Below are 7,271 nucleotides of genomic sequence, written 5' to 3'. Positions count from 1 at the left end.
CAACTCGGCGATGCCCCGAGGCCGCCCCCGCCGCCCGAAGTCCGTGACGATGATCATGACGGCGACGGACACCGGGCGGAACCACGCGACGCCGCCGAACGCGACCGCGCCCGCGAAGAGCACGTGCGCCGCTACAAGCCCGAGCCGGACGATATCCGCCGAGACCTGCGCGTGCTGGTGCAACTGCTGAACGAACGCCTGAACGACGGTACCCGCGTGGCGTTGTCGCGCGGGCCGGCGCCCGAGATCTTCATTTCGCTGGCGCCCAATTCCGCCAGCGAGGACGTGCCGCGCCTGCGCGAATGGCTGGTCATCCCGCTTGACCGCCTGGACCCGCCCGTGGCCACGCCCTTCATCGCGGCCTGGCTGGGCGGCCTGGGGCTTTTGCTGCTGCTGGCGGTGGGTTTCTCATGGCATATCACTCGGCCCATCACGCGGCTGGCCGATGCCGCCGACCGCCTGGCCGCAGGGCAACCGCAACGCGTGGAGCCCTCGGGGCCGCATGAAACCCGGGCGCTGGGCGTGCGCTTCAACGCCATGCTGGATGCGCTGGCCGAATCCGATTCGGTGCGCCGCACGCTCTTGTCCGGCCTGCCGCACGACCTGAAAGGGCCGCTGTCGCGGATGTGGCTGCGGATCGAACTGGCCGACGACTCCAAGTTGAAGGAAGGCCTGCGCACCGATCTGCAGGACATGCAGCACATGGTCGACCAGTTCATCGGTTTCGTGCGCGGCACCGATCCGGCGGCGTACCGCTATGCGCCCATCGTGCTGTCCGATTGGCTGACCGAACGCGTCGGCGCCTGGCAGGGCGCGGGCACGGATATCCATCTGAAGACGGTCGACGACGACGCGCCGCTGGTGGTGCAGGCGGACGCCGTGGCATTGGGCCGGCTGCTGGACAACCTGATCGGCAATGCGCTGAACCACGGCGCGCCGCCGGTCGATGTGAGCCTGCGCCGCGAAGACCGCCAGGCGGTGCTGGATGTGGCCGACCATGGCCCCGGTATCGTGCCTGAACGCCGCCAGGAAGCGCTGCGCCCCTTCAGCCGGCTGGATGACGCGCGCACGCGCACCGGCAGCGTGGGCCTGGGCCTGGCGCTGGCCGAGGCCATTGCCCGCGCCCACGGCGGTTCGCTGGAATTGCGCCAGGCGGAATCCGGCGGCCTGTGCGTGCGGGTGAAGCTGCCGCTGGCCGAATCCGCCTAGGGCGGCGGGGCCCTCCGGGGCCCCGCATACGGTACGATGCATCCTGCTTCGTCCCTTGTCGTATCCGCACCATGGCCATTCAGTCCGATTCCCTTTCTTCCCGACCCGACGCCCCCCGTATCGTGGCGCCGCAGCCGGTGTCGCCCAACGAGGAATCGATCGAACGCGCCTTGCGCCCCAAGGCACTGCAGGAATACGTCGGCCAGCAGCGCGCCCGCGAGCAGCTCGAAATCTTCATCGCCGCCGCCAGGAAGCGCGGCGAGGCGCTGGACCACGTCCTGCTGTTCGGCCCGCCCGGGCTGGGCAAGACCACGCTGGCCCACATCATCGCCCATGAAATGGGCGTGCAGCTGCGCCAGACGTCGGGCCCCGTGCTGGAACGCCCGGGCGACCTGGCCGCGCTGCTGACCAACCTGGAAAAGAACGACGTCCTGTTCATCGACGAAATCCATCGCCTGTCGCCCGTGGTCGAGGAAATCCTCTATCCGGCGCTGGAAGACTTCCAGATCGACATCCTGATCGGCGAAGGCCCGGCCGCGCGCAGCGTGAAGCTGGACCTGCAGCCGTTCACGCTGGTGGGCGCGACCACGCGGGCCGGCATGCTGACCAACCCGCTGCGCGACCGCTTCGGCATCGTCTCGCGGCTGGAGTTCTACAACGCGGCCGACCTGGGCCACATCGTGACGCGCAGCGCCGGGCTGCTGAACGCCGGCATTACGCCGGACGGCGCGGCGGAAGTGGCGCGCCGCGCCCGCGGCACGCCCCGGATCGCCAACCGCCTGCTGCGCCGCGTGCGCGACTACGCCGAAGTCAAAGCCAGCGGCACCATCGACGCGGACGTCGCCGGCCGCGCGCTGGCCATGCTGGAAGTGGACCCCCAGGGCCTGGACCTGATGGACCGCAAGCTGCTGGAAGCCATCATCCACAAGTTCGACGGCGGGCCCGTGGGCGTGGACAGCCTGGCGGCCGCCATCGGCGAAGAGCGCGACACCATCGAAGACGTGATCGAGCCCTACCTGATCCAGCACGGTTACCTGCAACGCACGCCGCGCGGACGCACCGCCACGCTGACGACCTGGCGCCACCTGGGCCTGACCCCGCCCTCCGGCGTTGCCACCGGCGGCGGCGACCTGTTCGGCAAGTAGGCGCGGGCGGCGCGCAAACCGCGCGACAGGTTTATGATCCGGAGGTTTCGACATTCCTGCGATCAAAGGACCGGATCCCCATGCTGCCCGAATTGCCCACCTATGATGACGTCGTGCGCGCCAGCGAGCGCCTGGCCGGCAACGCACACCGCACGCCCGTCTTGACCTCGGCCACGGCCGACGCCATCAGCGGCGCATCGGTCTTCTTCAAGTGCGAGAACTTCCAGCGCATGGGCGCCTTCAAGTTTCGCGGCGGCTACAACGCCATCGCGCGCCTGACGCCCGAACAGCGCGCCGCCGGCGTGGTGACCTTCTCGTCCGGCAACCATGCGCAGGCCATCGCGCTGGCATCGAAGCTGCAGGGCGTATCCGCCACGATCATCATGCCGCTGGACGCGCCCGCGGCCAAGCGCGCGGCCACCGAAGGCTACGGCGGCAAGATCGTCACCTACGACCGCTACACCGAAGACCGCGAGCAGATCGCCCTGCGCATCCAGTCGGAAACCGGCGCCACGCTGATCCCGCCCTACGACCACGAAGACGTGATCACGGGGCAGGGCACCGCGGCCAAGGAGTTGTTCGAGGAAGTCGGCGAACTGGACTACCTGTTCGTCTGCCTGGGCGGCGGCGGCCTGCTGTCGGGGTCGGCCCTGTCCGCGTTCGCGCTGAGCCCGCGCTGCCTGGTCTACGGCGTCGAGCCGGAAGCCGGCAACGACGGCCAGCAGTCCTTGCGCAAGGGTGAAATCGTCCGCATTCCGGCTCCCAAGACCTTGGCCGACGGCGCCGCCACGACCCACCTGGGCAATCTGACGTTCCCGCTCATCCAGAAGCACGTGCGCGACATCGTCACGGTGACGGATGCCCAACTGGTCACGACCATGAAGTTCTTCGCCGAACGCATGAAGATGGTCGTGGAACCCACGGGCTGCCTGGGCGCGGCCGCGGTCATGCAGAACGTCGTGCCCGTGCGCGGCGCGCGGGTCGGCGTCATCATCAGCGGCGGCAACGTCGACCTTCCGGCCTACGCCCGTTTGCTGGCTTCCTGATATCCGCCGGGCGGTCCGCGCGGCCGACCGCCGATGCGTGCTTGCGGTTGCCGCCTGCGCAGGGCAGAATCGGGGCTCGATCCTGACGAACAGGGGGCTGCGGCATGCGTATCCTTGTCATCGGCGGCACCGGTTTCATCGGCCGTCACCTGATTGCCCGGCTGTCCGGCGGCCTGCACCAGATGATTGTGCCCACGCGCCTGCTGGCGCGGGGCAGCGAACTGCAAGTCTTTCCTACCGTCACGCTGGTCCAGACCGACATCCACGACGACGCCTCGCTGGACGGCCTGGTGCGCGGCTGCGACGTGGTCGTGAACCTGGTGGGCATCTTGCACGGCAACGCCGGCAAGCCTTACGGGTCCGACTTCGCGCGGGCCCACGTGCTGTTGCCGCAGCGCATCGCGCAGGCCTGCCGGCGCCAGGGCGTCCACCGCCTGCTGCACGTCAGCGCGCTGGGCGCGGACTCCCAGGGCGACAGCATGTACCAGCGCTCCAAGGGTGACGGCGAAGCGGCCATCAAGCATGAATTCCAGGCCGCATCGGAAGGCGGCTGGACCATTTTCCGTCCGTCGGTCCTATTCGGTCCCGACGACAAGTTCACCAATATGTTCGCCACGTTGGCGCGTTGGCTGCCCGTGCTGCCGCTGGCGGGCGCGCACGTGCGCATGCAGCCGGTCTATGTGGGCGATGTGGTGGAAGCCATGGTGTCCGCCTTGGGCGACACGCACACCTGTGGCAAGACGTACGAGCTGGGCGGGCCGCAAATCTATACGCTGGGCGAGATCGCGCGGCTGTGCGCTGCCTGGAGCGGCCATCCCCGGCCGGTGGTCAGCATGCCGATGGGCGTGGGCCGCCTCCAGGCCCGGCTGTTCGAATGCCTGCCGGGCAAGCCCCTGATGTCGCGCGACAACCTGGATTCCCTGCGCCGCGACAACATCTGCGCCGGCCCGATTGCGCCGGAACTGCATGTGGTGCCAACCGGCCTGGAGGCGGTGGCGCCCCGTTACCTGTGATCAGCGCGCCAGCGCCTTCAGCGCCTGCTTGATGCCGTCGGACACGCCGACCCCTTCGGGCAGCGTCTTCAACGCCGACAGCGATTCCTTTTCCGAGTAGCCCAGCGCCAGCAGCGCGTTCAGGATGTCCGACTGGTTGTCGGGCGTGCCATGCGAGGTCGCGCCGATGTCCGCGCCCAGCTTGCCGCGCATTTCCAGCAGCAGGCGTTCGGCGGTCTTCTTGCCGATCCCGGGCACGCGCGTCAGCCGGCCCGATTCCTGCAAAGTGATGGCCTGGGCCAGATCCGCGACCGACATGCCCGACAGCACCGACAGCGCGGTGCGCGCGCCGATGCCGCTGACCTTGATCAGTTCGCGGAAGGCGCTGCGTTCACTGGCCGTGCCGAAGCCGTACAGGATGTGCGCGTCCTCGCGCACCGTCAGGTGCGTGTACAGCGTGACGCGTGCACCGGTTTCCGGCAGCGCGTATAGCGTGCTCATGGACACGTCGATGTCATAGCCCAAACCGCCCACGTCCACGCAGATGGTGGGAGGCAGTTTTTCGATCAGGGTTCCGGTGATGCGTCCGATCATGATGGTGAAGGCCTGGAAAGGGAAAAGCGGGAGAGGCGCGCGGATGCGCGGCGAATGCGGGCATTCTATACGCGCAAGGGCGCGTTCAGCCGATCAGGCGGCCGTTGCGGATGCGTGTCTTGCCGCTCATGCGCAGCGACGTGCCCAGGCGTTCCAGCTTGTCCTGCAGGGGGCCGACGTGGGCGTGGCAGATGGCGCAGGCCAGCGCGTCGGCGGAGTCGGGCGCGGGCGTGCCGTCCAGCGCCAGCAGGTGCTGCACCATCATCTGCACCTGCTCCTTGGCGGCGCGTCCGGTGCCGACCACGGCTTTCTTGATCTGCAGCGCGGTGTACTCGTGCACGGCCAAAGAACTGTCGGCCAGCGCACACAGCGCGGCGCCCCGGGCCTGGCCCAGCAGCAGCGTGGACGCGGGGTTGGTGTTCATGAAGACGATTTCAAGCGCGGCGACGTCGGGTTGCGTGTCGCGCGCCACCTGGCGCAGATTGTCCAGGATGACTTTCAGGCGTTCGGCCAGCGTCAGCGCCGGCGGGACCACGATGGTCCCGCTGGCCACGTAGCGCAGCCGCGAGCCGTCGGCATCGATCACACCGAAACCGGTGCGGCGCAAGCCGGGATCGATGCCGAGGACGCGCATCAGTGGCGGAAGTGGCGGGTGCCGGTCAGCACCATGGCGATGCCGTGCTCGTCGGCCGCGGCGATGACTTCGTCGTCGCGCATGCTGCCGCCAGGCTGGATCACGCAGGTCGCGCCTGCCGCCACCACCACGTCCAGGCCATCGCGGAACGGGAAGAACGCGTCCGACGCCACGGCCGAACCCTTCAGCGTCAGGCCGGCGTTTTCCGCCTTGATGGAGGCGATGCGGGCCGAGTCGATGCGGCTCATCTGGCCGGCGCCCACGCCAAGGGTCATGCCGCCGCCCACGAACACGATGGCGTTGGACTTGACGTACTTGGCGACCTTCCAGGCGAAGGTCAGGTCGTTCATTTCCTGCTCGGTCGGCTGGCGCTTGCTGATCACCTTGAGCGCATCGCGCGGCACGTTGTAGGCGTCCGGGCTCTGCACCAGCCAGCCGCCGCCCACGCGCTTGATGTCCATGGCGTTCTGGCCCACGCCCATCGGCACTTCCAGCACGCGCACGTTCTTCTTGGCGGCCAGGATGGCCAGCGCGGCGCCGTCATAGGCCGGGGCCAGCAGCACTTCCAGGAACTGGGCGCTGACGGCTTCGGCCGTCGCGGCGTCCACGGGGCGGTTGAAGGCGATGATGCCGCCGAAGGCGGAGGTCGGGTCGGTCTTGAACGCTTGCTGGTATGCGCCCAGCGTATCGGCCGCCACGGCGACGCCGCACGGGTTGGCATGCTTGACGATGACGCAGGCGGGCACGTCGAAGCTGCGCGCGCATTCCCACGCGGCATCCGCGTCGGCGATGTTGTTGTAGGACAGTTCCTTGCCCTGCAACTGGCGGTAGTTGCCCAGAAGGCCGGCGGGACGCTGCGCGTCCACATAGAAGGCGGCGTTCTGGTGGGGGTTCTCGCCATAGCGCAGCGCCTGCGCTTGCTTGACCTGCAAGGTCAGCGTGCCGGGCCATTCGGCGCGGGCCGGGACCGCTTCCTGGGCCGGTTCGGCTTCGGTCAGGCTGGTCAGGTAGGCGGCGATGGCGCCGTCGTAGGCGGCGGTGTGGGCGTAGACCTTCGAGGCCAGCGACAGGCGCAAGCCGTAGGAGGTGCTGCCGTTCTTGTCCATTTCGGACAGCACGCGCGAATAGTCGACCGGGTCGATCACGACCGTCACGCCGCCAGCTTCCGTGCCGTGGTTCTTGGCGGCGGCGCGCAGCATGGCCGGGCCCCCGATGTCGATGTTTTCGACCGCGTCGGCGAACGTGCAGTCCGGCTTGGCGACGGTTTCACGGAAGGGATACAGGTTGACCACCAGCATGTCGATGCGATCGATGCCCGCCGCCTTGATGGTGTCCATGTGCTCGGCGCTGTCGCGGCGGGCCAGCAGGCCGCCGTGGATCTTGGGGTGCAGCGTCTTGACGCGGCCATCCAGGATTTCCGGCGAACCCGTATGGGCGGCCACTTCGGTGACGGTCAGGCCGGCGTCGGCCAGCAACTTGGCGGTGCCGCCAGTCGACAGCAGGCGCACGCCGCGCGCAGCCAGGGCGCGGGCAAATTCAACGATGCCGGTCTTGTCGGACACCGAAAGCAGGGCGGTTTCGATTTTCATGGTGGGGGGACGGGAGTCGGGCGGGGCGCCTTTCTCGTTCAGGTCGGGATGGGAAATCGGGG

Annotated in this window: 7 protein-coding genes; 4 read left to right on the top strand and 3 right to left on the bottom strand. The window is 68.6% G+C overall.

Going from position 1 to position 7,271, the window contains the following annotated elements; all coding sequences use genetic code 11:
• The 4 genes from A9973_RS21800 to A9973_RS21785 all read left to right on the top strand — a co-directional run.
• Nucleotides 1–1,209 (top strand): sensor histidine kinase KdpD (locus A9973_RS21800; RefSeq protein WP_255469262.1); only part of this gene is annotated, 1,209 nt, incomplete at its 5' end.
• A 71-nt stretch (nt 1,210–1,280) separates the two neighbouring features.
• On the top strand, nt 1,281–2,354 hold the full coding sequence (gene ruvB, locus A9973_RS21795; RefSeq protein ID WP_183015769.1) for a Holliday junction branch migration DNA helicase RuvB: 1,074 nt from the start codon (nt 1,281–1,283) through the stop codon (nt 2,352–2,354).
• Nucleotides 2,355–2,434: 80 nt separating this feature from the next.
• Nucleotides 2,435–3,400 (top strand): threo-3-hydroxy-L-aspartate ammonia-lyase, encoded by a 966-nt coding sequence (locus tag A9973_RS21790; RefSeq protein ID WP_183015768.1) that lies wholly within the window; start codon nt 2,435–2,437, stop codon nt 3,398–3,400.
• A gap of 104 nt (nt 3,401–3,504) precedes the next feature.
• A complete protein-coding gene (locus A9973_RS21785; RefSeq protein WP_183015767.1) occupies nt 3,505–4,413 on the top strand; it encodes a complex I NDUFA9 subunit family protein in 909 nt (302 codons plus the stop codon).
• Here the strand turns inward: A9973_RS21785 and ruvA are convergent, their stop codons facing one another.
• The 3 genes from ruvA to purH form a co-directional block, all read right to left on the bottom strand.
• Entirely contained in the window at nt 4,414–4,986 is a 573-nt protein-coding gene (gene ruvA / locus A9973_RS21780) for a Holliday junction branch migration protein RuvA (protein ID WP_183015766.1), read from the bottom strand.
• An 85-nt stretch (nt 4,987–5,071) separates the two neighbouring features.
• A complete protein-coding gene (gene ruvC / locus A9973_RS21775) occupies nt 5,072–5,620 on the bottom strand; it encodes a crossover junction endodeoxyribonuclease RuvC (RefSeq protein WP_175177940.1) in 549 nt (182 codons plus the stop codon).
• On the bottom strand, nt 5,620–7,209 hold the full coding sequence (purH, locus tag A9973_RS21770; protein WP_183015770.1) for a bifunctional phosphoribosylaminoimidazolecarboxamide formyltransferase/IMP cyclohydrolase: 1,590 nt from the start codon (nt 7,207–7,209) through the stop codon (nt 5,620–5,622). Before purH ends, ruvC begins: the two co-directional genes overlap by 1 nt.
• Nucleotides 7,210–7,271: the final 62 nt, after the last annotated feature.

It is taken from the genome of Achromobacter sp. UMC46, assembly GCF_014170335.1.
GTDB lineage: Bacteria > Pseudomonadota > Gammaproteobacteria > Burkholderiales > Burkholderiaceae_B > Achromobacter.
This window is presented reverse-complemented; position numbering and strand designations above follow the sequence as displayed.

Bases quoted from the DNA above. Each gene is read 5' to 3' on its own strand.
- A9973_RS21785 (WP_183015767.1), top strand. From the start codon at position 3,505: ATGCGTATCCTTGTCATCGGCGGCACCGGTTTCATCGGCCGTCACCTG.
- A9973_RS21790 (WP_183015768.1), top strand. From the start codon at position 2,435: ATGCTGCCCGAATTGCCCACCTATGATGACGTCGTGCGCGCCAGCGAG.
- purH (WP_183015770.1), bottom strand. From the start codon at position 7,209: ATGAAAATCGAAACCGCCCTGCTTTCGGTGTCCGACAAGACCGGCATC.
- ruvA (WP_183015766.1), bottom strand. From the start codon at position 4,986: ATGATCGGACGCATCACCGGAACCCTGATCGAAAAACTGCCTCCCACC.
- ruvB (WP_183015769.1), top strand. From the start codon at position 1,281: ATGGCCATTCAGTCCGATTCCCTTTCTTCCCGACCCGACGCCCCCCGT.
- ruvC (WP_175177940.1), bottom strand. From the start codon at position 5,620: ATGCGCGTCCTCGGCATCGATCCCGGCTTGCGCCGCACCGGTTTCGGT.